The sequence below is a fragment of the Microbispora sp. CSR-4 genome, assembly GCF_008033685.1.
GTDB lineage: Bacteria > Actinomycetota > Actinomycetes > Streptosporangiales > Streptosporangiaceae > Microbispora.
This window is the reverse complement of record NZ_VJVX01000072.1, coordinates 12,305-37,256: the sequence shown is the minus strand read 5'-3', so window position 1 is coordinate 37,256 and position 24,952 is coordinate 12,305. Positions and strand designations below refer to the sequence as shown.

Sequence of the window (24,952 nt, the reverse complement as noted above, 5' to 3'; positions counted from 1 at the left end):
CAGGCGCTGCCACAACCCGATCCGGTAGCCGCCGGGCACCTGCGTGCCCTCGGTGATCGAGTCGCCCAGCGGCATCACCCGCACCCCGCCGTTCGACTCGGCCCGCGCGACGGCGGGTGCGGTCGCCACGACGGTCACGGCCAGGAGCGCGGTGGTCAGCCGGCGTCCCCACCGTCTCCGTCCGCACCGCTCTGTGAGTGTTGACATCGCTGTTGGTCAACCCCTTTCGGTGACGATGAGATAGGTGGGCGTTTCCGCCCTGCGGCCTGACGGTCAGGCGCACCTGTCAGGCCCAATTGTGAGGCTTGACTGTTAGCGCTAACATCAGCGCGACGAGAGGCTCCTCTCTTCGAAATGAGCAATGGTGGTGGTGCGCCGGAGCCAATACGACGTGAGGAGTGCCCGTCAAGCTCAAGCGCCCGTCCCGCTTCGCCCTCTCCGCCCGGCCTGCGCGTCTCAACTGCCACGATGAGGCGCGCACGGCGCCGCCGAGGGGAATCGCGATGATGAAACGTTCACCGCGTCCGCGTCGCTGTTGTCGAGGAACAGGAGCCGAACGGAAGCGTACGGAAAATTACAGAACAGATCGATGGCATCAGTGCAGTAAACAGGCCTGTCGGCCCACGTGGACGGGCGAAACTTACCGGCACCGCCCTTGACACATTTCGCGATGATTTCCAGACTGACTCCCCGAAGCGGCTCCTCCTGCCGGGGTCGGTGGTGCACGGCAGGGGCCGCGGCTTTCGACGCGACGACCGTTCGCGTGGTGTTCCCGCGGACGTCTTTTCCGCGTTCCCTCATCAATCCCGCAGTGGAGGCTCAGGCATGGGCGAAACCCCCTCACGCACCGACGGAGGACGACGGCATAGGCTCGCCGGCTCCCGCCGGCTGCTGATCGCCGGCGCCCTCGGCGCACTCGGCACGGTCACCGCACTCTCGGCGTCGCTCCCCGCCGGCGCCGCAGCCGGCACCCTGGGTGCGGCGGCCGCCCAAAGCGGCCGCTACTACGGCGCCGCGATCGCCGCCGGGCACATGAACGACTCGACCTACGTGGCCACCTGGGACCGGGAGTTCAACGCCGTCACCCCCGAGAACGAGATGAAGTGGGACGCCACCGAGCCCTCACGCGGCTCGTTCCGCTTCACCTCCGCCGACCAGATCGTCAGCCACGCCCAGAGCAAGGGCATGAAGATCCGCGGGCACACGCTCGTCTGGCACGGCCAGCTGCCCGGCTGGGTCAGCGGCCTGTCCACCAACGACCTGCGCTCGGCCATGGTCAACCACATCAACAACGTGATGGGCCACTACAAGGGCAAGATCTACGCCTGGGACGTGGTCAACGAGGCCTTCGCCGACGGCGGCGCGGTCGGCACCCTGCGCAGCTCGGTGTTCACCCAGAAACTCGGCAACGGCTTCATCGAAGAGGCCTTCCGCGCCGCGCGGGCCGCCGACCCCGACGCCAAGCTCTGCTACAACGACTACAACATCGACGACGCCAACGCGAACAAGACCCGCGGTGTCTACAACATGGTCAAGGACTTCAAGGCCCGGGGCGTGCCCATCGACTGCGTCGGCCTGCAGTCGCACCTGTCCCAGGGATCGGTGCCGTCCAACTACCAGCAGAACATCGCCCAGTTCGCCGCCCTCGGCGTCGACGTCCAGATCACCGAGCTCGACATCGGCGGCTCGGGCTCCGCGCAGGCCGACGCCTATCGCCGCGTCACCCAGGCCTGCACGGCGGTGCCCCGCTGCACCGGCATCACCGTCTGGGGCATCACCGACAAGTACTCCTGGCGCAGCGGCGACAACCCGCTGCTGTTCGACGGCAACTTCAACAAGAAGCAGGCGTACACGGCCGTCCTCGACGCCCTCAACGCCGCGACCCCGAACACCAGCCCGTCACCGACCACGAGTCCGTCCCCCAATACGAGCCCGTCTCCGCGTACCAGCCCGTCCACGACGCCGTCTCCGGTGACGGGGGCGTGCTCGGCGACGATCGAGACGACCAACAGCTGGCCGGGTGGGTTCCAGTCGACGGTGACCGTACGGGCGGGCAGTTCGGCGGTCAACGGCTGGACGGTGAAGTGGACCTGGCCGGGCGGGCAGACCTTCAGCAGCCTGTGGAACGGCGAGCAGAGCGTGTCCGGCTCCTCTGTGACGGTCCGCAACGCGCCCTACAACGGCTCGATCGCGGCCGGCTCGTCCACCACCTTCGGCTTCACCGCCAACGGCAGCGCGGCGACGCCGTCCGCCACCTGCACCAGCCCCTGACGGAAGAACGCCTTCACGGCTTCGGCGGGGCGGTGCTCTCCCGTACGACGAGGGTCGTGGCGAACTCCTTGCGGTAATGGGGGAGGGGTTCGCCACGGGCGAGCGTCACCAGCATGGCGGCCGCCGCCCCGGCCATCTCGGCCAGCGGCTGGTGGATCGTGGTCAGCGGTGGGATGGCCCATCGCATCGGAGGCATGTCGTCGAAGCCGACGACGCTGAGGTCCTCGGGGATGCGCATTCCCAGTTGGTGGGCCGCGTGGTAGACGCCGATGGCCTGGCCGTCGTTGGAGGCGAACACGGCCGTGGGCGGGTCGGGCAGGCGCAGCAGCCGGTGGGTGTGCGTCAGGCCGTCCTCTATCTGGTAGTCGCCCTGGCAGATCAGGTCGGGGTCGACGGGCACCCCGGCCGTGTCGAGCGCGGCGCGGTAGCCGTCGAGACGGGCCCGGCTCGACAGCGCGTGCGGCGGCCCGGTGATGATGGCGATCCGCCGGTGGCCCAGCTCCAGCAGGTGGCGGGTGGCGGTGAGCCCGCCGTTCCAGTTGCCCGCGCCCACCGAGGGGACGCGGTGTCCCGGGTCGCCGGTCGGGTCGAGGAGGACCAGAGGGATCTTGTGCGTGGCGAGCCGCTCACGCTGGAGGTCGGTCAGGCTGGAGAAGACCGCGATGACGCCGGCGGGACGGCGGCCGAGCACGTCCTCAAGCCAGTCTGCGCCGGGGACGTGATTGCCCTGCAACTCGGAGATCGCCACGGCCATGTGATGATCGCGCGCGACCTGTCCCACGCCGCGGGCGATCTCCGTCGGGTAGTCGCCGGCCAGCTCGTGGAAGACCAGCTCCAGCACGGCGGCCGGGCTGGAGCGCCGCCGCTGCCTGCGGAAGCCGTGCTCGCGGATGAGGCCCTCGATGAGGGCGCGGGTCTCGGGCGCCACCGCGGACCGGCCGTTCACCACCTTGGAGACCGTCGCCTTCGACACTCCGGCGAGTTCGGCAAGCTGTGCGAGGGTCAGCGGCTCTGGGACGGATGCGGACGGCTCGTCGACAACGGTCACAAACCGCAGTCTAACGTCGGCGTGGAGCCAAACCTTAATGTTTCGGTGATTAGCCGAATAATTTCAGTCGGTTACCGGGTTCGCGCTGCATGCCGAGTGCGAAAACTTTCGGAAACCGGTTTACACAGCCGGGGCCGAGGTGCTGAACGCACTGGTAGCGGTGAGGGATGCGAGGCGCTCGGCGTCTTCGGTGCCGGGCTCGGCCGTGTAGACCATGATCCGCAGGTCGCTGCCCGTCACGGTGAGCACGTCGCAGTCGAGCGTCAGAGGCCCGGCGTCCGGATGGTCGATGATCTTGCGCCCGGCCTCGTGCCGGCTGACGGCGCCGGATTCCCACAGCTCGGCGAACCGGCGGCTGTTCGCCCGCAGCTCCGCGACCAGCCGCCGCACCCGCTGGTCGGCCGGATAGCGGTCGGCGGTCGCGCGCAGGTCGGCGACCAGGGCCTCCTCGAACATCCGCAGGGACTCAGGGGTGTGCCGGGCCCGGCTGCCGGGGCCGAGGAAGTGCCGCCACACGGAGTTGCGCTGGTTGCCGCGCCACTCCGACGGGTCGCCCATCAACGCGGCGTACGGCGGGTTGGCCAGCAGCAGTGTCCAGCACGCGTCGAAGACCGCGACGGGCGTGCCGTCCAGCCGGTCGAGCAGCCGTCGTACGCTCGGGGTGATGTGCGTCGGCACCGTCCGCGGGCTGGGCGAGGCCAGCCCCGCCAGCCGGAACAGATGCGCGCGTTCGGTCTCCGTCAGCCCCAGGGCCCGGGCCAGGGCCTCGACGACCTGGGCCGACGGATGGGACGCCCGGCCCTGTTCGAGCCGGGTCACATAGTCGACGGAGATCCCGGCCAGCAGGGCCAGCTCCTCACGGCGCAGACCGGCCGCGCGCCGTTGTCCGCCCGCGGGCAGCCCCGCGGCCTCGGGCGCGACCCGGTCGCGCCAGCGGCGCAGTGCCTCGCCGAACGCTCCCGTCGTTTCCGTCGTCGCCATGCTCACCAGTCTGCATCACCGGAGCTCCTCGAAGAGAGCGGCCGTCCGTACGGCGGTGCCCTGAGCCCGGCGCCCGGTGCTCAGCAAGGCGAGCACCAGGAACCGGCGGCGCCGGCTCAGCTCGCCCACCGGCAAGGTTGCGGTAGTCATGCCCGCGACCGTAGGAATTCGAGCGCGCTCGAGGTCAAGCGCGGCGGCGGGCCGGCCTCGCCCGGTTGAACACATCCGCGAATCGGGGTTCATTGCGTGCATGCGCAGTCGCTTGAGGAAGCGCACAAAACCGGCTGGCACCGCGGGCGGGTCTCTGGCGCGCAATCGCGAGTTCCGCCTGCTGTGGCTCAGCTTCACGATGTCGGTTGCGGGCGACCAGATCTTCCCCGTCACGGTCACGATCGCGGCCCTCAACGCGGGCGGCACCGCCTCGACCATCGGCGCGATCTTCACCTGCCGGTGGATCGCGTTGATCGTGTTCGCGCTGCTCGGCGGATTGTGGGCCGACCGGTTGCCCCGCCGTACGGTGATGGTCGCCTCACTGGCCTTCCAGTGCTGCGTGGCCGCCGCCGGGCTGTGCGGCATCGCCTCGCCATGGCTTCTCGGGCTGCTGGTGTTCCTCGTCGGAGGGGCGGAGGCGTTCCACCGGCCCGCGTACCAGGCGTGCCTGTCGTCGGTCCTCACCCCCGCCCAGCGTCCGGCGGGCGCTGCGCTGACGGCCGTATCCTGGCGGCTCGGCGCCATGATCGGGCCCGGTCTCGGCGCGTACGTCGTGACCGCGTGGTCCGCGAGGATCGGGTTCCTCGCCGTGCTGGCGGCCTATCTGCTCGGTCTCGTCCTTCTCCTGCCGTTACGCGAACCCGTCGTCACGCCGGGGCGGCGGGCGTCCGCCGTACGGGAGATCGCCGACGGCCTGTCGGAGGTCGTCCGGCGGCGGTGGGTCCTGGGGATCATCGTCGCCGTCGCGCTCCAGCAGATGCTGACGATCGCGCCGGCGCAGGTCCTGCTGCCCATCGTCTCCCGTGACACCTTCGGCGGCGACACCGTGTATGGCACCGCCCTCGCCCTGCTGTCGGTCGGCGGCCTGGCGGGCGGGCTCGTCAGCATGAGATGGAAACCCGGACGGCCGGGGCTGGCCGGCGTCACCGGGCTCGCCCTCTACGGTCTCGTGCCGCTCGCGCTCGCCTGGCCGGTGTCGCGGGAATTCGTGTACGGGTGCTACGTCACGGTGGGCCTGGGGCTGGAGATCTTCGCCGTTCAATGGGTGGTGAACCTCCAGAGGGAGATCCCCCCGGAGCGGCTCGCCCGGGTCACGTCCGTGGACTGGCTGGCCGCCTCGGTCATGACGCCCCTCGGCCTGACGCTCACCGGTCCGGCCGTCGTGGCGATCGGCCGCCCGGCGCTCCTGACGATCGGCGTGGTGGCCGGATTCGCCGTGCCGCTTGCCACCCTGCTCCTGCGCGGCATGACCCGCTTCCGGAGCGACGTCCCAACGCTCGGTCAGGACACCACCCCGAAAGCCCCCACCCCCCTCAACTAGGGTCACCACCCGTGAGGATCCTCATCGTGGGCGGCAGCGGCTTTCTCGGCAGCGAGCTCGTACGGCAGGCCGCGGCGGAGGGTCATGCCGTGGCCGCGACCTGGCGGACCAGGCCGGGAACGGCGGCGGGAGCCGACTGGCTGCCGCTCGACGTCCGTGACCGCACCGCCGTGCTCGACCTGATCGGCGCGTTCGGCCCCGACGTGGTCGTCAACACGGCCTCCGGCGGAAACATGGCCTCCGGCGGAAACATGGCCTCCGGCGGATCGGACTGGGTGACGACGGCCGTCGGCGCCGCCCACGTGGCCGTCGCGTCCGCCGCACACGGGGCACGCCTGGTGCACGTGTCCAGCGACGCCGTCTTCTCGGGTGAGGCGGTCACCTATGCCGAGGACCGCGTCCCCGATCCGGTCACACCGTACGGGGCGGCGAAGGCGGCCGGGGAGGCGGCGGTGCAGGCGATCACCCCCACCGCGGTGATCGCACGGACCTCACTGATCATCGGGGACGGCGGCTCCGGGCACGAAAGACTGGTACACGGGCTCGCCTCGGGCGGCGTGAAGGGGATGCTGTTCACCGACGACGTGCGCTGCCCTGTGCACGTCCGTGACCTGGCCGCGGCCCTCTTGGAGCTGGCGAGCTCCGACCGCGCGGGGGTCCAGCACGCGGCCGGGGCGGACGCGGTGAGCCGATATGAGCTCGGATGTCTCGTCGCGCGGCGCGACGGCATCGATCCGGCCCGGCTCCCGTACGGCAGGCGCGCCGACACCGGCCTGCGCGGCCCGCTCGATGTGCGGCTCGACTGCGGCCTGACGCAGCGGCACCTGACGACCAGGCTGCGCGGGGCCCGGGAGTTCCTGGCTCAGCCGAGGATCTCGACGTAGCCGTCGGTGCCGTGAACGCGGATCCGCTGGCCGTCGCGGATCAGCCGGGTGGCCTGCTCCACGCCCACGACGGCCGGCAGGCCGTACTCCCGCGCGATCACCGCGCCGTGCGTCATGAGGCCGCCCACCTCCGTCACCAGTCCGGCGGCGGCGACGAAGAGGGGTGTCCAGCTGGGGTCGGTGTAGGCGGTGACCAGGATGTCGCCCGCGTCGAGGTCGGCCTGCGCCATGTCCACGACGACACGGGCACGGCCCTCGACGGTCCCGGCGGAGACCGGGAGGCCCACGAGCGCGCCGGGCGGGGCGTCGTCATGCCGATACCGGCCGGTGACGACCTCGCCGTCCGACGTGAGGACCCGGGGCGGGGTGAGCGCCTCGTACGACCGGAACGCCGCGCGCCTTTCCAGGATGAGCTCGGCGTCCACGTGGCCGGTGCGTACGACGTCGCGCAACTCCTCGAACCGGAGGAAGAAGATGTCGTCCGTCTCCCGCAGGACGCCGGATCGCACGAGACGCTCGGCCTCCCGCAGCAACGCCTGCTTGTAGACGAAATAGCGGCTGACCATGCCATATTTGGGATATTCGCGATAGCCGGCGAAGGCACGGACGCGGTCGATCATCCGCTTGGTCTCCTCGGCCTTGCGCTCCCCGTCGGGCAGGGCGCGCAGGCGCGTCAGCAGGTCCCGCTCCTTGCGCAGCGACTCCTGGCGTCCCTGCTCGAAGCGCCGCTTGCCGGCGCCCGGCTCGAAGTTCCTGACGTTGCCGAGGATGGTGGGCACGAGCGCGGCGGGGTTCTCGCTCCAGCGCGTCCTGGTGATGTCGATCTCGCCCGCGCAGCGCATGCCGTACGCGTCGAGGTAGCCGCGGATGGCGTCACGGGCCTCCTGCCCGCCGGGCAGCCCGGCCAGTTCGCCGAGGAGGCCGTCGCCCTCGCGGCCCTCGTCCACGACGCGCTGGAGGAACGCCACGACCTCCGCGTACGGCCGGATCACGTCGGCGACGTCGAGGAGCGCCAGCCCCATCTCGGACGTGACGTTATAGGGGACGGACTGCGCGAGCACGTCGGCCGCGTTCTTCTCGCCCAGCCATGCCTCGATGTGGTCGTTGAGCCACCAGGTCGCCTCCATCCCCGCCATGATCACCTGGAGGCCCACCGGGTCGAACAGGAGGCGCTTCAGCTCCGCGATGTCGGCCAGGATGAAGTCGAGCAGCGCCGGTCCGGACAGTCCCCGGATCTCCTGCCGCAGGGCGGCGACGGACGCCTCGGTGTTCCCGATCAGCCGCGTCACGATGCCCGGATCGGTCTCGACCGTCGTGGGCGCGCCATCAGGTGCGGGGCCGGTGGGCTTGGCAGCTTCGTCAGGAAGCGTACGGATGACGTCGCCGCGGTCGAGGAGGGTCTGCAGCGCGTCCCGGATCAGCGGGTCGGATCTCCCCAGGGTCCCGACGAGCCGCTCGCGACCCGCGGCCGTCGCCAGGATGGGGGCGACGTCGACGAACAGCCGCCCGCCCGCCTCGTGCATGGGTTGCGGGGTCGTGAGCTGCCACAGTGAGAGCCCCAGCGGCTTCATCGCGTCGGTCATCATCTGCTGGTGACCCACGGAGACGTAGACGTGGTTCTCCTGGTCGTCGGTCACGGGAACGGGGAACAGGGTGGTGATCGCCCGGCTCTGCACGATGTGGAAGTCGTCGCCGGTCAGGCACCATTCGATGTCCTGGGGCCGGCCGAAGTGCGCTTCGATCCGCCGGCCCAGCCGCACCAGGCGTACGGCCTGCGCGTCCGTCAGGACCGGCGTGCCCACGGCGGCTCTGGAGACGACCCGGTCGTCGCGCACCGTGTAGGCGTCCCCGGAGACCCGGCCGGAGACGAGCGCCTCCCCGAGCCCCCGGACGGCCTCCACGGTGGCGATCTTCCGGTTCGAGGTCACCGGGTCGGCGGTGAACAGGATCCCCGCCGCGTCGGGGAACACCATCCGCTGCACGACCACGGCCATCCGCACCTTCCGGTCGTCGAAGCCGTTGCGGCGCCGGTAGGTCACCGCCCGCTCGGTGAACAGCGAGGCCCAGCACCGCCGTACGTGCCGGAGGATCTCCTCCAGGCCCACGACGTTCAGGTACGAATCCTGTTGGCCGGCGAAGGACGCGCCCGGCAGGTCCTCGGCCGTGGCGCTGGAACGCACCGCGTAGGAGCCCTGCTCCCCGAGCCGTACGAGCGATTCGCGGATCTCCGCCACGAGGTCGTCCGGCATCGCGACGCCCTCGATGGCACTGCGGACGTCCGCGCTGCGGGCGCGGATCGCCGCCTGGTCGTCCGCCTCCACGCGCGACAGCAGGTCGAGGTGAGTGTCGATCGACGGCGTCTCGGACACGACCCGATGGAAGGCGTCCGTCGTGACGCAGAAGCCGTCCGGCACCTGGATGCCGTCGATACGCGAAAGCTCGCCCAGATGCGCTCCCTTGCCTCCGACGTCCGCGAGATTCGTCGCGTCGATCCGCTCGAAACCCATCACGTAGTGCAATTCCGTCGCTCCCTCGTTCGCCGGGCCGGTTCGCAACGGGCAAGTATGGAGCACTTTCCGGCGCCTCATGAGGCGCGCGCATCCGCTGTACAGTGAAAGCGGAGGGGTGAAACCGCCAGGTCAGAGACGAAACCGGCGTGAAGCCATCTGAAGCCCCGTGAAGCCCCGTGAAGCCACACTGAAGCCACCGTGAAGCCGCACGCGCGGAAGCTCTTCTCGAACGCCGGGAGATACCCGGCGGAGAGAGGAGACGCGCCATGGCGGACCTCAGTGCCGTCCGGGCCGACAGTCTGGTCAAGAACTTCGGCGACTTCCGGGCCGTGGACGGCATCGACCTGCACGTACGGCAGGGCGAGATCTTCGGGGTCCTGGGCCCCAACGGAGCGGGGAAGACCACGACGCTCCGGATGCTCGCCACCCTGCTCCCGATCGACGGCGGCCACGCGGAGATCTTCGGCGTCGACGTCCGGCGGGAACCCCACCGCATCCGGCAGCTGGTCGGCGTCACCGGCCAGTACGCCTCGGTGGACGAGGACCTGACCGCCCGGGAGAACCTCTGGCTGTTCGCCCGCCTGCAGGGCGTGACGAGCGCCCGGGCCAAGAGCATCGCCGGTGACCTGCTCGAACGCTTCGGCCTCCAGGAGGCGGCCAACCGTCCCCTGTCCCAGTTCAGCGGTGGCATGCGCCGCCGCCTCGACCTGGCGTCGAGCCTGATCACCCGCCCGCCCCTGATCTTCCTGGACGAGCCCACGACCGGCCTCGATCCGAGGACCCGGGGTCAGATGTGGGACACGATCCGCGAGCTGGTGACCGACGGCTCCACGATCCTCCTGACGACCCAGTATCTGGACGAGGCCGACCAGCTCGCCGACCGCATCGCCGTGATCGACCGGGGCCGCAAGGTCGCCGAGGACACTCCCGACGCGCTGAAGACCCAGGTCGGCGAGTCGACTCTGCAGCTCCGCCTCGTGGAGGGCGCCGACACCGCCCTGGGCGTGGACGTCGTCCGCCGGCTGCTGGGCGAGGAGCCGGTCCTGACCCCCGAGTCAGGGCGCATGAACATCCCCCTTCCCGACCCCGACCGGGCCGCGGACGTGCTGATCGGCCTGCGGGAGGCGGGCCTCGGCATCTCCTCGGTGAGCGTCGCCAAGCCGACGCTCGACGAGGTCTTCCTGGCGCTGACCGGCCACGGCGCCGACGACGAATCCCAGATGGAGGCGGCCCGATGACCACCACGACCACCACGACCACCGCGATGACCGTCACCACCGGCACCGCCGGCTCCCGGCGCGTCGACCCCGCCGCCGCGGTCGCCCGCACCACGCCCCGCAGCTCGCTGCAGGAGACCTGGGTCCAGACCCTGTCCATGGCATGGCGCGCCCTGAAGAAGATGCGCCGCAAGCCCGAGCAGTTCTTCGACGTGCTCATCCAGCCCTTGCTGTTCACCGCGATGTTCGCGTTCATCTTCGGTGGCGCGATCTCCGGCAGTGTGTCGAACTATCTCCCGATTCTGATCCCCGGCATCCTCGCCCAGACGGCCCTGACAGTCTGCATGGCGACGGGCGTGCAGTTGCGTGAGGACATGGACAAGGGGGTCTTCGACCGCTTCAAGTCGCTGCCGATCGCGCGGATCGCCCCTCTGGCCGGCCCGATGATCGCCGACCTGATCCGTTATGGCATTGCGTCGGTGCTGACGGTCGTCACCGGTTTGATCATCGGTTATCGCCCCGGCGGCGGTGTGCTCGGGTGCATCGGCGGTGTCGCGCTCACCATCATCGCGGGCTGGTCGCTGGCGTGGATCTTCACGTGGCTGGGCACGATGGCGCGCTCGGCGCAGAGCGTCCAGGGCATCTCGATGATGATCATGTTCCCGCTCACCTTCCTGTCCAACGCCTTCGTCCCCGCCAAGACGCTGCCCGGCTGGCTGGAGGCGTTCGTGAAGGTCAACCCGGTGTCGCACGTCGTCTCCGCGGTGCGCGACCTGTTCAACGACGGCGCCGTGACGGCCGAGGTCGGCTGGGCTGTCGTCGGCTGCGCGGTCGTCGTGGCGGTCTTCGCGCCGCTGGCGGTCCGCTCGTACTCCCGCAAGATGTAGCGGTGCCCACAGCCGGTGCCCACAGCCGGTGCCCACAAGCCGGTGCCCAGAACCGGTATCAGATGACTCGCTCCAGGACGGCGTGTGCCTCGGCCAGCAGGCCGGGGCCGCGCCGTTCGCCGTATTCGGCCTCGATCCTGGCCATGACGCCGGGGGCGACCCGTTCGGCGTGCGCGGACAACCTCGGCCAGTCCATCGTCGGGACGAACCGGTGATAGGCGAAGCGGTCGGCGAGCACGAGCAGCCGCACCGCGTCCTCGGTAGGCAGCGCGCCCTTCAGCAGGCCCCAGATGCCCAGCGCGGCGAGCACCATCCCCATAACCGGGTAGTCCTTGTTGGCGGAGTCCTGGCCGAACACGGCCAGGGTCTTGTCGCGCAGTGACTCGAAGAGGTCCGCGCCGTCGTCGCCCTCGCCGTGCTGCGCGAACGCACAGAGCGCGACGACCTCGCCCAGGATGCCCCATTGGGCGAACTCGTCGGCCATTCCCGGGGCGCGCCGCTGCCGGAGCACCTCGGCGGTCTCGCGGTGCCGCCGCAGCCCTTCGGCGATGTCGCCGTCGGCGAGGGCCAGCTCCGCCCTTCCGGCGGCGACCACCAGGGCCTCGCCGTACGTGCCCTGGGTGGCGATCGATTCCATCTCGTCGAGCATCCGCGCGGCCTCGTCGCGGCGGCCCTCGGCGAGCGCCGTCATGGCGAGGGAGGCGCGGAGCTGGATGACGTCGTCCATCGCCCCGAGGCGTTCGAGCACCGGGAGCGCCTCGGCGGCATGCCGGGAGGCCGCCGCGGAGTCGCCGAGGTGCGCGTACAGGCCGGCCAGCTGGGTGTGCAGCAGCGCCCGATGCCAGGGACCGCCGTCGTCGCCGACGAGTTCGAGGGCGGCCAGGGCCGTGTCGATCGCACCGGCCGGGTCGCCGGTGTTCTCCCGGCCGTGGCTCAGCCAGTGGAGCGCGACCTGGCGGATCAGCGGGTCGGGATCGGCGACCAGCTTTTCCAGGCCGTCCTCGGGATCCGACACCGTGGTGAGCAGGGCCGTCACCAGCGCCTGTACGGCGGGGTTCGCCGAGTCGGTCCCCAGATCGGACAGCAGCCGCGTCAGGTGCGCCGACTCCTCGATGGAGACCATGATGCTGTTGAACAGCGCGATGCTCACGGCCACCCGGGTCCGGTCGAGGAGCGGGGGCGGCGGCGTCCAGCCGCTCAGGGCCGCGGCGACGGCGGGGGCGAGCACGATGCTGCGCGGGTGGTCGCCGCAGATCGTCCAGTAGGCGCCCAGCGCGGAGAACAGCACCACGGCCGCTTCGGGGTCGGGGTCGGCCAGGGCCTCGCGCAGGATGTCGGCGAGGTTCGTCTCCTCGGCACGCAGCCGGTCCATCGCGTCGATCTGCTCCGGCGAGTACAGCCGGACGCTGGCCCGGCCGGCGTATCCGACGGCCCAGGCGCGTACGGCGGCCCGCGCCTCGTGGGTCTCGCCGGCCGACTCCAGCTGCACCCGGCCGAACTCGCGCACCGTTTCGAGCATGCGATAACGCACGCCGCGGGCCGTCTCCACGACGGTGAGCAGGGACTGCTCGACCAGCTCCTCGACGTCGCCGAGAGCGCCGTCGCCGAGCACCTCCTCGGCCGCGTCGAGGGCGAAACCGTCGGGGAAGGCCGACAGCCGGCGCAGGGCCAGGCGCTCCCGCTCGCCGAGGAGGTTCCAGGACCAGTCGATCACCGCCTGCAGCGTCTGATGCCGCGAAGGGGCGCTCCGGTCGCCGCCGCGCAGCAGCGAGAACCTGTCCTCCAGCCGCCGGGATATCTCGGCCGGTGACATCACCCGCACCTTCGCGGCGGCCAGCTCGATCGCGAGCGGCAGCCCGTCGAGGCGGGCCACGACCGCCCGTACGTCGTCCTCGTCGAGGTGCACACCGGGCCGCGCCGCGGTCGCCCGGTCGCGGAACAGCTCGACGGCGTCGCCCATGCCGAGCTGGGGCAGCGGATAGACGCGTTCGGCGGCGATGGCCAGCGGCGAGCGGGTCGTGGTGAGGACCCGCAGCTCCCGTGTGGTCGCGGTCAGATAGGCGACCAGGTCGGCCACCGCCTCCACCAGATGCTCGCAGTTGTCGAGCACCAGCAGCGCCGGGGCGAGATCGAGCTGCTGGGCGATCCGTGCCCGGACGTCGGCGCGCTGCGGCGGCGTGAGCGTACGGCGGCCGGCGACCGAGTCGCGGACCCCGAGCGCCGACCCGACCTCGCCGACCAGGTCTTCTGGCGCGGTCACGCCGACCAGCTCGACGAAGTGCACCACCGGCTGCGGAGCCTCACGGGCGACGGCATGCGCGAGCCGGGTCTTGCCGAGCCCGCCCGGGCCGAGGATCGAGACCACCCGCGAGGTGGCGAGCAGCGCCCGCACCCGCCGGAGGTCGTCGTCGCGGCCGAGCAGCGGGGTCGTGTCGAACCGCCCCCCGACGCGTACGGGGCTGTCGAGCGCCAGCAGCGCACTGTGCCCCCGCCGCAGCTCCGGGCCGACGTCGGCGCCGATCCGGTCGCGCAGGTCCGACCGATAACGCTCGAAGCGGTCGAGCGCGGCGCCCGTTCCACGCACCGCCGCCTCGCTGTGCAGGAGATCGGCGAGCAGTCCCTCGTCCTCGGGGTGGAGGCGCGCGGCCTCCTCGAGCTCGGGCAGCGCGATGTCGTGGTCGCCGCTCCTGCTCCTCGCCCGGGCGAGCACGACCCGCGCGGACGCCAGGTCGCGTTCCGCGCGCAGGCGCACCTCGGCCAGCGGGCCGTCACCCTCCGCAGGCGATGCCCCGGCGCCCAGCGCGAGCGCCTCCTCGGCCGCCGCCCCCGCCGCGGCCGGATTCTCGGCGAGCAGCGCCGCCGCCCGGTCCGTCAGGGCGTGCAGCCGCCCGGCGTCGACGCGGTCGGGCGGGACGTCGAGCCGGTATCCGCTCCCTTCCGTGACCAGCGCCTCCGGCCCCACGACCGCCCTCGTCCTGGACACCAGGACCTGCAGCGCCTTCGCCGGGTTGGCCGGTTCGCTGTCTCCCCACACGTCCGCGACGAGCTGCTCGGCGTGCACGGCCCGGGAGGCGAGCGCGAGGGCGGCGAGCAACGCCTGAGCCCTCTCGCCGACCACAGGCTGCCCCCGCCACCGCACACCGTGGAGCAGGCACAGGTCGATCGGCATGCCGCAAGTCTAGGCTCCGGCGAGCCGCGTCACGGGGCCGTGAGAAACGTGAAGTGCTCCTTGCCCACGACAACCGGATTGCGGAGTTCGCCGATCTCGTCGATCGTCACGGTGATCACGTCGCCCGCCCGCAACCGGAAGTCGATTTCGGGCACGACGCCGGTCCCCGTGGCGAGAACGGCCCCGTGGGGGTGGTTCTCGGAGTGGAAGAGGTAGGCGGTCAGCTCGGCGAACGGACGCCGGATCTGCTTCGTGGAGGTCGCGCCGTCCCAGACGACCTCTCCCTCGCGGGTGATCGTCAGCCGGATGGCGAGGTCGGAGGGGTCGACCTCCCACGCGGGCCGGATGCCGGGGGAGAGGGCGCACGCTCCGGCGTACACCTTGGCCTGCGGCAGGTAGAGCGGGTTCTCACCCTCCACGGAGCGCGAGCTCATGTCGTTGCAGACGACGTAGCCGACGATCTCCTCGAAGCGGTTGACCACGAGGGCCAGCTCGGGCTCGGGAACGTTGAGCTCCGAGTCGGAGCGGATGCCCACGGGTTCGCCGTCCACGACGACCCGCCAGGCGGGCGACTTGAAGAACAGCTCGGGCCGCTCGGCGTCGTACACCAGCTCGTAGACCGACTTGAGACTGCTTTCCTCCACGCGCGCGTCCCGGGAGCGCAGGTAGGTCACGCCTGCGGCCCACACCTCCGTGGCTCCGTCCACGGGGGCGAGCAGGCGTACGTCACCGAGCGAGCGATCGGGGAGGGCGTCGGCGCACATCCGTCCGATCTCCTCGATCCGGTGGCTCAGCAGCTCGGACACGCCGGCGACCGGGAGAGGGGACAGGACACCCTCGTTCAGTACGGCGACGCGTGGATGGGGATCGCTGTCACTCCTGTATCGAACGATGTGCACGCGAATCCTCGCCTTCGAAATCTGGACAAAGCGCACAAGATCGGTGACGGTGTGATTGTAATCGTTATCGATTACGTTTGCGAGAGTCGGAATGATCGGAGTGAACGGGTGACCACGGTGAGGCGGGAGTCCGGAGCGGCGTACACCGATCCGGCCGTGCCGGTGAGCGAGCGCGTGGCGGATCTGCTGGGTCGGATGACCCGGGAGGAGAAGCTCGCGCAGTTGGGGAGCGTCTGGGCGTTCTCCCTGATCGAGGGAGGCCGATTTTCGGCGGAGCGGGCCCGCCCGGTCCTCCGCCACGGCCTGGGCCACGTGACTCGTGTCGCGGGAGCCACGAACCTCAAGGCGGCGGATGTCGCGCGGGTCGCCAACGAGATCCAGCGGTTCCTGGTGACGGAGACCCGGCTCGGGATCCCGGCGATCGTGCACGAGGAGGTGTGCTCCGGGGTGATGGCGCGGGAGGGCACCATCTTCCCCCAGGCCATCGGCGTCGCGAGCACCTGGGAGCCGGAGCTCAACCGGCGGCTGGCGGACGCCGTCCGTGCGCAGATGCGCGCGATGGGCGGCCATCAGGGGCTCTCACCGGTGCTCGACGTGGTGCGGGACCCGCGGTGGGGCCGCACCGAGGAGACCTATGGGGAGGACCCCCACCTGGTGGCCCGGATGGGTGTGGCGTTCGTCCGGGGCCTGCAGGGCGACTCGCTGACCGAGGGCGTCATCGCGACGGCCAAGCACTTCGTCGGTTACGGAGCGTCCGAGGGCGGGCTGAACTGGGCGCCGGCGCATCTGCCGCCGCGCCTGCTGCGGGAGGTGTATCTGCACCCGTTCGAGGCGGCCGTACGCGAGGCGGGTCTCCAGTCGGTGATGGCCGGTTATCACGAGCTGGACGGCATCCCCTGCCACGGCAACGACGAGCTCCTCGGCGACGTCCTGCGTGGCGAGTGGGGTTTCGAAGGGACCGTCGTGTCGGACTACTTCGCCGTCGACGACCTCCACTCGTATCACCGCTTCGCCGGCGACAAGCGGCAGGCGGCGGTGCGGGCGCTCACCGCGGGCGTCGACGTCGAGCTTCCGGCGACGGACGCGTACGGGGACGCGCTCGCGCAGGCCCTCGACGAGGGCGAGGTCGGTGAAGCGCAACTGGACCGGGCGGTCTCGCGGGTGCTGCGGCACAAGTTCGAGCTCGGCCTGTTCGAGAACCCCTATGTGGACGAGACCGCGGTGGCGGTGACGGTCAACGCCGCGCCGCACCGGGAGGTGGCGCTGGAGATCGCCCGCCGCAGCCTCGTCCTGCTCAAGAACGACGGCATGCTGCCGCTGCGGCCGGGCACGGGAACGGTGGCGCTCATCGGCCCGAACGCCGACGACGCGCGGCACCTGCTCGGCGACTACTCCTTCGCGGCGCACGTCGAGTCGCTGATGCAGGCGCGCGAGCGCAAGGGCCTGCTCGGCCAGACGATGACGATCCCGGACGACCTCGAGATCGAGGAGAGCACCGACGGGGTGCGCACGGTGCGCGACGAGCTCGCGGCCCGCCTGGGCGACCGGCTGCGGTATGCGCGCGGGTGCGATGTGGCCGGCACATCGAGGGACGGTTTCGACGAGGCGGTCGCGGCCGCCGCGGCGGCCGACGTCGCGGTGCTCGTCCTGGGAGACCGCTCGGGGCTGACGCTCGGAGCCACGACGGGTGAGTCGCGTGACCGGTCCAGCCTGGACCTGCCCGGTGTCCAGGAAGACCTGGTGCGTGCCGTCGTCGCCACCGGCACCCCGGTGGTGGCGGTGCTCGTCGCGGGCCGGCCCGTCGGCGGCGACTTCCTGCACGAGAACTGCGCCGCGGTGCTGCTGGCCTGGCTGCCCGGGCAGACCGGCGCGAGGGCGATCGCCGAGGTGCTGCTCGGCGAGGTGAACCCGAGCGGGAAGCTGCCCATCTCCTATCCGCGCACCGTCGGCCAGATTCCCGTCTACTACGGGCACAAGGTGTCCGGAGGGCGGTCGCACTGGCACGGTGACTACGTCGACTCGCCCGTCAGCCCGCGATACCGCTTCGGTCACGGGCTCGGGTACGCCCCGTTCGTGGTCGAACGGGCCACGCTGGACCGCGCCGAGGTGATGGCGGGGGAGAGCGTCGCGGTGGAGGTCACCGTGGCCAACACCGGCGACCGGGCCGGCGAGGAGGTCGTCCAGCTCTACATACGCGACCCGCAGGCGTCGGTCACGCGGCCGGTGCTGGAGCTGAAGGGCTTCGCCCGCGTGTCCGCCGGGGCAGGGGAGCGAACGACCATCCGCTTCGACCTGCCCACAGACCGGCTCGGCTTTTATGACCGGAACATGCACTACACGGTAGAAGACGGACATATCGAGGTATATGTCGGCTTCTCCTCCGATGGCCACACCCATGCCGGCACGTTCACGATCATGAGTCCGGCCTATTTGGGGCGGGCTCAAAAGGGCGTACGGTCGTTGTAACAAGACGCTGACAGGCCTTGTGTTTGCTTTCGGTGTCGCCTACGTTAAAGGCCGGAAACGTAACCGATAACGATTGCAATGCTGAGAGGGCGGCATGGCCGAGGGCGGTTCGCCGGTGACGATGAGCGATGTCGCACGACTGGCGGGCGTCTCCACTGCGACCGTGTCGCGCGTGGTGAACGGGCGTTACGGCGTCAGCGCCAGCACCATCGCGCAGGTGCGTTCGGCCATCGAGCGGCTGGGCTACGAGTCGAGCCTCGTGGCGGCGAGCCTGCGGCGCACCCGCACCAACGTCCTCGGTCTGGTGACCCACCGCTTCCAGTCCTACACGGCCGAGGTGCTCAAGGGCGTCATGGACGCGTTGACCCAGTCGGGCTTCGACCTGATCATCTACGCCAACAGCGACGTCTACGGCACCTACTCCGAGGGCTGGGAGCAGCGGCACCTGACCCGTCTGTCGGGCACCCTCACGGACGGGTGCATCGTGGTCACGCCCTGGGGCGAGGTGCGGGCCAGCACGCCGATCGTGGTCATCGATCCGGTCAGGGACTCGGCGGTGCCGTCGGTGACGGCGGACAACCTCGCGGGCGCGACCACGGCGGTCGAGCACCTGCTCGGCCTGGGCCACCGGCGCATCGGCTTCATCGCGGGCCGTTCCAGCCTGGCGGCGGCGTGGTCGCGCGAGGAGGGCTACCGCAAGGCGCTGGCCGAGGCCGGCGTTCCGGTCGATCCGGCGTTGATCGGGCGAGGGGATTTCAACCCCGAGTCCGCGGTCCCGCTGGCTCGGGCCCTGCTGGAACGGCCGGACCGGCCGACGGCGATCTTCGCGGCCAGCGACGGGATGGCGCTGAAGGTGCTGGAGGTCGCGAAGGAGATGGGGCTCGACGTCCCCGGTGACCTGTCGGTGGTCGGATTCGACAACATCCCGGAGTCGGCGCTGGCGGAGCCGAGGCTGACCACCGTGGACCAGTCGATGTACCGGCTCGGATACGAGGCCGCGCACATGCTCAAAGCGCTGGTTACCGGTGAGTGGGAAGGCCCCCGCCAGATCCTGCTCCCGACGCGCCTGCTGGTCCGTGGCTCCACCGCCCCGGTGAGGGCCGCGACGAGACCATGACACAGACCCTCATCTGCGACGTCAGTTGCCGCTGACGTCGCAGATGAAAGGCATCCCCCTAGGAACGGAGGTACGAAACAAACCACCGCACATCCGCAGACGATTACGGCTGGCCGATCGGACCCCATCCGCAGCCAGCCATCCTAGGAGTGCTCAGTATGAATTTACCGTATCACGGCAGCGTACGCCCCATGGGCGTACGCCGGATCCCGGCGGCCATCGCCGCCGGAGTCATGGCGATGGCGGCGGTGTCGCTCGCACCGCCGCTGCCGGCGGCGGCCGACACCCCCTGGCTGGTGGTGTCCGAGGACGGCTACGCGTCGTTCAGCGTCCCGGCGGACTACGTCCAGGCCAACGCGGGCCAGGTGTCGCAGGTGGTCATCGAGGGGAACTTCGGCCCCTCCTTCACCTGGGCGGAGTTCGGGCTCAGCCGCAGCGGCAACGCCTGGTCCGGAGTCCTCGGCCCGCTCAAGCCGGGGCTGTACTCCTACCAGGTCACGGGTGACGACACGAAGGGTCTCAAGGATCCGACGAACGCCACCAGCGTGGCCTCCGCGCCCCTGAGGAGCACCTTCTTCGTCGCGGGCGACTCCGCGCGCCTCCTGGCGGACGCGCCGCAGGGACAGGGCGGCAAGGTCGAGACCCTGACCTATGAGGTGAAGAAGCAGGAGCGGACGGCGCTGGTCTGGACGCCGCCGGGCTACCAGGCCAAGGGCCCCAAGGGGCCAGGCCCGAAGGAGCAGGGCCCCGCGGGTCCCGGTCCCAAGGAGCCGGGTCCGGCGGGTCCCGGTCCCAAGGAGCCGGGTCCCAAGGGCTACCCGGTGCTGTACCTGCAGTCCGGCGACAGGAGCGCCACCGACTGGCTCGACCTCGGCCGGGCCAAGCAGATCCTCGACAACCTGTCGATCCAGGGCTCCGCGGAGCCGATGGTGGTCGTGATCAGCGACGCCGAGGGGACGGCCGGCGACAAGGATCTGAAGGACCTGCGCAAGGCGGTCGGGGACAGATACAACGTCCTGCGCGACCCGGGGCACCAGGCGATCGCGGGTGTGGGCGAGGGCGGGACGCAGGCGCTGCGTGCCGCGCTGACCAGACCGGCTCAGTTCGCCTACGCCGGCTCGTTCTCCGGTCTTCTGGAGGACGGCGTCGCCGGGGCGGACCCGAAGGCGATCAACCGCGAGGTCAAGCTGGCGCGTCTGTACACCGGGAACGTGACCGACCCGGCCTACAACGCGACCGTACGCCTGACCAAGGCGCTCGACCGCGCCGGCATCAGGTATGAGTTCGACGGCGTCAATCCCGACGCCGGGGCGAACTGGAACGCCTGGCAGGAGAATCTGATCGATTTCGTGCCGCGGCTGTTCCACGACGTGTCGGATCACGGCCCGAGCGCCGGTCACGGGCCGCTGAAGGGCGAGTTCCACCCGCCGGCGGCGGGCACGACCCCGACGCCGTTCCTGAGCGAGGACGGTTTCGTCACCTTCGAGACCACGACCGACTTCACGGACGCGCAGCACGTCACCGTGTGGGCCAACGTGGCTCCCGGCGGAAGCTGGCTGCGTCTCCCGATGTCCCGTGAAGGCGACCGGTGGCGGACGACCGTGGGCCCGCTGGACCCGTGGTTCTACTACTACCGGCTGATCGTGGATCGGGTCGCGGTCAAGGACGCGTCGAACCCGACGAAGGTGACCTCGGAACCGGCCTGGAGCACCTTCCTCGTTCCCGGTGAGCGGTCGCGTCTGCTCTCCGACGTTCCCGCCGGGCAGGGCGGAAAGGTCGAGAGCCTGACCTACCACAGCAACGTGGCGAACCAGGACAGGACCGCGCTGGTGTGGACCCCGCCCGGTTACGACCCGGACCGCGCGGAGCCGTACCCCGTCTTCTTCCTCCAGCACGGCAGCGGCCAGAGCTACACCGACTGGGTGGAGATGGGCCGGGCCAAGCAGATCCTCGACCACCAGTTCCTCGACGGCGACCTGGTGCCGATGGTGGTCGTGATGGGCAACGGCAACGTGTCCAACTTCAACAAGGAGCTGCTGGAGAACATCGTTCCCGCGGCTCGGGCCCACTACAACATCTCCGACGACCCGTCGCAGCAGGCACTCGCCGGCCTCTCGATGGGCGGTGGACAGACGATCGGGGTGCTCAAGGCCTACCCGGGCCGGTTCGCCTACATCGCGGCGTTCTCGGCCGGGTTCGGCAGCGGCGCAGGCGTCGACGTGGCGGCGATCAACAGCGGGACCAAGCTGTTCCGCGTGTACGTCGGCGACGTGACCGACTTCGTGTACCCGTCGTTCATGGCGGGGCTGACCACGATGAACGACCTCGGTGTCCACTACGAGTTCGACGGAATCACCCCCGGACCGCATGGGTGGGACGTATGGCAGAAAAACCTGATCGACCTCGCACCGCGCTTGTTCAAGCGCTGATCAGAAAATAACGTCAAAAGCACCGGATCACCGGTGATGGACATCGTCACGCAAGTGAGCGTGTTAGCGCTCACATGAGAAATCGGCCCGGAAGGGCGGGGCGCGGATCGCGCCGTCCGCGCCTCGCCCCCGGGCCGCTGGTTCGGCCGCAGCGGCGGCGCATGACCCTTGTGCGCAGTGATCCCGGAGGGGACGTTATGTCAACGAAGACGAAAAAACTGTTTGCCACCGCAGCCACGCTCGCCGCCGCGTGCGTGCTCCCCGCCTGCTCCCCCGACGCGGGGAGCCAGAGCAGCGCCAGCGCGACCAACGCCGGCGGCGACACGGCCGGAAACAACGCGGCCGGAAACAACGCGAGCAACTGCACGAACACCATCACCAAGAAGGACCTGCCGGTCGTCACCTTCTGGGGCTGGTACCCCAACATGCAGCTCGTCGTCGACAACTTCAACAAGCAGAACAACGAGGTGCAGGTCTGCTGGACCAACGTCGGTCAGGGCGGCGACGAGTACGACAAGTTCCAGACCGCGATCTCGGCGGGCACCGGCGCGCCCGACGTCATCATGATCGAGGCCGACCGGATCCCGACCTTCCAGATCCAGAAGGCGCTCGTCGACATCAAGAACTACGGCTTCGACGCGGTGAAGGCGAACTACAGCGAAGGCGCGTGGAAGGACGTCTCGATCGGCGGCGCGGTCTACGGCGTGCCGGTGGACGGCGGCCCGATGGCGATGATCTACCGGAAGGACGTCTTCGACAAGTACAAGATCACGCCGCCGAAGACGTGGGCCGAGTACGAGCAGGCGGCACAGAAGGTGAAGGACGCCGGCGGCCCGCTGTTCGGCGACCTGGGCGCGAACGTCCCGGCCGTCATGATGGCGCTGCAGATCCAGAAGGGCGCCAGTCCGTACACCTATGACCCGGCCCAGCCGGAGACGATCGGCATCGCGCTGAACGACCAGGCGTCCAAGGACGTGCTGGACTACTGGGGCAACCTCGCCAAGAAGGGCCTGGTCGGGACGCAGGACCAGTTCACGCCGGAGTACATCGCCGGTGTGGTCAACGGCAAGTACGCGACGTACATCTCGGCGGCCTGGGCGCCCGGATACCTCACCGGCGCGGGCGTCGGCAAGGGCAAGGACACCGGCAAGTGGGCGGTGGCGCCGCTCCCGCAGTGGGATCCCGCCAACCCGGTGCAGGTCAACTGGGGCGGGTCGGCCTTCTCCGTGACGAGCCAGGCGAAGAACCCCGAGCTCGCGGCGAAGGTGGCGTACGGCCTCTACGCGGACGACGAGTCGCTCACCGACGGCTGGACCAACCAGATCATCTTCCCGCTGAACCTGAAGGCGCTCAACAGCCCCGACTTCGTGAACCTGAAGGTGAAGTTCTTCGACGGCCAGCAGGCGAACAAGGAGGTCTATGTCCCCGCGGCGAACGCCTACACGGGCATGACCTACGCGCCGTTCGGCCAGTACTACTTCGACGCCATGACGAAGCAGATCAGCGCGGTCATCGACGGCTCCATCACCGGTGCGCAGGCGGCCGACCGGATCCAGGAAGACGTGGTGAACTACGCCAAGGAGCAGGGTTTCACCGTCAAGTAGCCGACCCGGGTGGGCCGCGCCGTCCTCGACCGGCCGGCCCACCCGCCACTCCCCAGCATCGAACCCCTCGGAGCCCAAGATGACCCTCCTGATCGAGGAGAGTGCATCGAGCACTCAAGAAAAAACGCGCAAGGTCCGCGGAAAGGTGCGCCTCCGCGAGCACCTCATGGGGTGGCTCTTCGTCGGGCCATTCGGGATCGTCTTCCTGGCCTTGCTCATCGCGCCGCTCGGGTACGCCCTGTATCTCAGCCTCTGGCAGAAGAAGCTGATCGGGGGCACCAGCTTCGTCTTCCTCGGCAACTACGTGAAGGCGTTCACCGACCCGACCTTCCTCTCCGGGGTGTGGTTCGTCGTCCGCTTCTCCCTGGTCGCCATCCCGCTGCAGATCCTCGTCGCGCTCGCGATGGCACTCATCGTGGATGCCGTGACCTCGCTGTTCACCCGGTTCTCCCGCCTCATGATCTTCCTCCCGTACGCCATTCCCACGGTGATCGGGGCGGTCATGTGGGGGTTCCTGTACAGCAAGAGCTTCGGGCCGCTCACCGACATCTTCGGGCTGTTCGGCGCCCCCGCTCCCGACTTCTTCAGCAAGAACCTGATCTTCTACGGCCTGATCAACGTCGTCACCTGGCAGTGGGCCGGTTACTACATGATCATCCTGTACGCGGCGCTCCAGGGCATCGATCCGTCGCTCTACGAGGCCGCCCGCATGGACGGCGCCAGTTCATGGCAGATCGCGCTCCGGATCAAGATCCCGCTGATCGCCCCCGCGCTGCTCCTGATCCTGGTCTTCTCGCTCATCGGCACCCTGCAGTTCTTCAACGAACCACAGATCCTGCGATATCTGGCCGCCGGCACGATCGCACCGGGATTCACCCCCAACATGTACGCGTACCAGCAGGCGTTCGGGCTCGCGAACTTCAACTACGGATCGGCGATCTCGTTCGCGCTCGGCGGGGTCGTGTTCGTCTGCGTCTACGCGTTCCTGTTCTTCACCCGCAAGCGTAGGAGCTTCTTCTGATGACCGGCAGCGCCGGCGCACGCCGCCGTTCCCAGCGCCACCTTCCCCTGCAGATCTTCCTCGGCTTCCTGGTCGTGTATTTCCTGGTGCCGTTCTGGTGGGTCATCGTCAACAGTTCCAAGGACGCCCCCGGCCTGTTCGGCGGGAGCAACACCCTGTGGTTCGCCGACCAGGTCGACTACTTCGGCAACCTCCAGCGGCTGTTCACCTACGACGGCGGCATCTACGGCAGGTGGATCCTCAACTCCACGCTGTACGCGTTCGCGGGCGGGATCGGCGCCACGATCCTGTCCGTCATGGCCGGATACGGATTCGCCAAGTATCGGTTCGCCGGCCGGCGTTTCAGCTTCTCGGTCCTGCTCGGCGCGTTGATGGTGCCCGCGACCGCCCTGGTGATCCCCACCTTCATGATGTTCTCCGGGCTCGGCCTGACGAACACGATCTGGGCGGTGATCCTCCCGTCGCTGCTCAACCCGTTCGGCGTCTATCTGATGCACGTGTACGCGCGCGACGCCGTTCCCGACGAGATCCTCGACGCGGCGAAGGTCGACGGCGCGGGTGAGCTGCGGACGTTCCTTCAGGTCGCCTTCCCGCTGATGCGGCCGGCGGTGGTCACGGTGCTGCTCCTGTCGGCCGTGGCGTCCTGGAACAACTACTTCCTGCCGCTCGCCATGCTCTCCGACAACCGCCTTTTCCCCGTCACCGTCGGGCTCGGCCTCTGGCAGGGCATCGCCTCGGCGAACAATTCGGGCAGTACCTCCCTTTGGAGCCTCATCATCCTGGGCGCGCTCGTGTCGGTGATCCCGCTCGTCATCGCCTTCTTCACCCTCCAGCGGCACTGGCGCGGCGGACTGTCCGTCGGGGGCCTGAGATAGCCGGTCGTCCACCAGTTGATCAGCATGTAGAGAAAGGTGTCCC

17 protein-coding genes and 1 pseudogene are annotated in these 24,952 nt (G+C 69.8%); 11 read left to right on the top strand and 7 right to left on the bottom strand.

Translation table 11 applies throughout. The features are described 5' to 3' along the window. Positions 1-207 (bottom strand): annotated as a pseudogene (locus FLV34_RS35195) (hypothetical protein); the annotation flags it as partial. A 618-nt stretch (positions 208-825) separates the two neighbouring features. On the opposite strand from FLV34_RS35195, the gene FLV34_RS35190 reads away from it, so the two are divergent. After that, positions 826-2,271, top strand: a complete 1,446-nt coding sequence (locus tag FLV34_RS35190) for an endo-1,4-beta-xylanase (RefSeq protein WP_147945151.1) — start codon at positions 826-828, stop codon at positions 2,269-2,271. Between the two features lie 13 nt (positions 2,272-2,284). Here FLV34_RS35190 and FLV34_RS35185 read toward each other — a convergent pair whose 3' ends face one another. The 3 genes from FLV34_RS35185 to FLV34_RS42895 form a co-directional block, all read right to left on the bottom strand. Further along, the gene (locus tag FLV34_RS35185) at positions 2,285-3,319 is read right to left on the bottom strand and encodes a LacI family DNA-binding transcriptional regulator (protein WP_142652040.1); all 1,035 of its coding nucleotides are present in this window, start codon (positions 3,317-3,319) and stop codon (positions 2,285-2,287) included. Between the two features lie 120 nt (positions 3,320-3,439). After that, positions 3,440-4,300 (bottom strand): helix-turn-helix transcriptional regulator, encoded by an 861-nt coding sequence (locus FLV34_RS35180; RefSeq protein WP_142652041.1) that lies wholly within the window; start codon positions 4,298-4,300, stop codon positions 3,440-3,442. Positions 4,301-4,315: 15 nt separating this feature from the next. Then, on the bottom strand, positions 4,316-4,450 hold the full coding sequence (locus tag FLV34_RS42895; RefSeq protein WP_260617540.1) for a hypothetical protein: 135 nt from the start codon (positions 4,448-4,450) through the stop codon (positions 4,316-4,318). A 112-nt stretch (positions 4,451-4,562) separates the two neighbouring features. Here FLV34_RS42895 and FLV34_RS35175 point away from each other — a divergent pair, with 112 nt between their 5' ends. Continuing rightward, complete coding sequence (locus FLV34_RS35175) at positions 4,563-5,831, top strand: MFS transporter (protein ID WP_187280814.1); 1,269 nt, start codon at positions 4,563-4,565, stop codon at positions 5,829-5,831. 11 nt (positions 5,832-5,842) lie between these two features. Beyond that, on the top strand, positions 5,843-6,715 hold the full coding sequence (locus tag FLV34_RS35170; protein ID WP_187280813.1) for a sugar nucleotide-binding protein: 873 nt from the start codon (positions 5,843-5,845) through the stop codon (positions 6,713-6,715). On the opposite strand, the gene rph is transcribed toward FLV34_RS35170, so the two are convergent. Beyond that, positions 6,694-9,225 carry a rifamycin-inactivating phosphotransferase gene (gene rph / locus FLV34_RS35165; protein WP_261986016.1) on the bottom strand — a complete coding sequence of 844 codons (2,532 nt, stop codon included), beginning with the start codon at positions 9,223-9,225 and terminating at the stop codon, positions 6,694-6,696. The genes FLV34_RS35170 and rph overlap by 22 nt on opposite strands. 266 nt (positions 9,226-9,491) lie before the next feature. Here rph and FLV34_RS35160 point away from each other — a divergent pair, with 266 nt between their 5' ends. Further along, positions 9,492-10,463: an ATP-binding cassette domain-containing protein gene (locus FLV34_RS35160; RefSeq protein ID WP_142652045.1), complete on the top strand. Its 972-nt coding sequence runs from the start codon at positions 9,492-9,494 to the stop codon at positions 10,461-10,463. Beyond that, positions 10,460-11,329, top strand: a complete 870-nt coding sequence (locus tag FLV34_RS35155; protein WP_261986015.1) for an ABC transporter permease — start codon at positions 10,460-10,462, stop codon at positions 11,327-11,329. The genes FLV34_RS35160 and FLV34_RS35155 overlap by 4 nt, the downstream gene beginning before the upstream one ends. Before the next feature lie 58 nt (positions 11,330-11,387). Here FLV34_RS35155 and FLV34_RS35150 read toward each other — a convergent pair whose 3' ends face one another. Further along, complete coding sequence (locus FLV34_RS35150) at positions 11,388-14,498, bottom strand: BTAD domain-containing putative transcriptional regulator (protein WP_147945148.1); 3,111 nt, start codon at positions 14,496-14,498, stop codon at positions 11,388-11,390. A 29-nt stretch (positions 14,499-14,527) separates the two neighbouring features. Then, complete coding sequence (locus FLV34_RS35145; RefSeq protein ID WP_147945147.1) at positions 14,528-15,397, bottom strand: fumarylacetoacetate hydrolase family protein; 870 nt, start codon at positions 15,395-15,397, stop codon at positions 14,528-14,530. 108 nt (positions 15,398-15,505) lie between these two features. Here FLV34_RS35145 and FLV34_RS35140 point away from each other — a divergent pair, with 108 nt between their 5' ends. The 6 genes from FLV34_RS35140 (at position 15,506) to FLV34_RS35115 (ending at position 24,909) form a co-directional block, all read left to right on the top strand. Next, on the top strand, positions 15,506-17,863 hold the full coding sequence (locus FLV34_RS35140) for a glycoside hydrolase family 3 N-terminal domain-containing protein (protein WP_205831186.1): 2,358 nt from the start codon (positions 15,506-15,508) through the stop codon (positions 17,861-17,863). A gap of 94 nt (positions 17,864-17,957) precedes the next feature. Next, a complete protein-coding gene (locus FLV34_RS35135; RefSeq protein WP_142652051.1) occupies positions 17,958-18,980 on the top strand; it encodes a LacI family DNA-binding transcriptional regulator in 1,023 nt (340 codons plus the stop codon). A gap of 158 nt (positions 18,981-19,138) precedes the next feature. Next, positions 19,139-21,409, top strand: a complete 2,271-nt coding sequence (locus tag FLV34_RS35130) for an esterase family protein (protein ID WP_147945146.1) — start codon at positions 19,139-19,141, stop codon at positions 21,407-21,409. 197 nt (positions 21,410-21,606) lie between these two features. Continuing rightward, positions 21,607-23,013 (top strand): extracellular solute-binding protein, encoded by a 1,407-nt coding sequence (locus tag FLV34_RS35125; RefSeq protein WP_147945145.1) that lies wholly within the window; start codon positions 21,607-21,609, stop codon positions 23,011-23,013. Between the two features lie 79 nt (positions 23,014-23,092). Beyond that, a complete protein-coding gene (locus tag FLV34_RS35120) occupies positions 23,093-24,034 on the top strand; it encodes a carbohydrate ABC transporter permease (RefSeq protein WP_142652057.1) in 942 nt (313 codons plus the stop codon). Further along, the gene (locus FLV34_RS35115) at positions 24,034-24,909 is read left to right on the top strand and encodes a carbohydrate ABC transporter permease (protein ID WP_142652059.1); all 876 of its coding nucleotides are present in this window, start codon (positions 24,034-24,036) and stop codon (positions 24,907-24,909) included. The genes FLV34_RS35120 and FLV34_RS35115 overlap by 1 nt, the downstream gene beginning before the upstream one ends. Positions 24,910-24,952: the final 43 nt, after the last annotated feature.

Excerpts from the sequence above, each read along its gene's own strand:
- FLV34_RS35160 (WP_142652045.1), top strand. The coding sequence starts at position 9,492 with ATGGCGGACCTCAGTGCCGTCCGGGCCGACAGTCTGGTCAAGAACTTC.
- FLV34_RS35135 (WP_142652051.1), top strand. The coding sequence starts at position 17,958 with ATGGCCGAGGGCGGTTCGCCGGTGACGATGAGCGATGTCGCACGACTG.
- FLV34_RS35150 (WP_147945148.1), bottom strand. The coding sequence starts at position 14,498 with ATGCCGATCGACCTGTGCCTGCTCCACGGTGTGCGGTGGCGGGGGCAG.
- FLV34_RS35180 (WP_142652041.1), bottom strand. The coding sequence starts at position 4,300 with ATGGCGACGACGGAAACGACGGGAGCGTTCGGCGAGGCACTGCGCCGC.
- FLV34_RS42895 (WP_260617540.1), bottom strand. The coding sequence starts at position 4,450 with ATGACTACCGCAACCTTGCCGGTGGGCGAGCTGAGCCGGCGCCGCCGG.
- FLV34_RS35125 (WP_147945145.1), top strand. The coding sequence starts at position 21,607 with ATGTCAACGAAGACGAAAAAACTGTTTGCCACCGCAGCCACGCTCGCC.
- FLV34_RS35120 (WP_142652057.1), top strand. The coding sequence starts at position 23,093 with ATGACCCTCCTGATCGAGGAGAGTGCATCGAGCACTCAAGAAAAAACG.
- FLV34_RS35155 (WP_261986015.1), top strand. The coding sequence starts at position 10,460 with ATGACCACCACGACCACCACGACCACCGCGATGACCGTCACCACCGGC.
- FLV34_RS35190 (WP_147945151.1), top strand. The coding sequence starts at position 826 with ATGGGCGAAACCCCCTCACGCACCGACGGAGGACGACGGCATAGGCTC.
- FLV34_RS35115 (WP_142652059.1), top strand. The coding sequence starts at position 24,034 with ATGACCGGCAGCGCCGGCGCACGCCGCCGTTCCCAGCGCCACCTTCCC.
- FLV34_RS35130 (WP_147945146.1), top strand. The coding sequence starts at position 19,139 with ATGAATTTACCGTATCACGGCAGCGTACGCCCCATGGGCGTACGCCGG.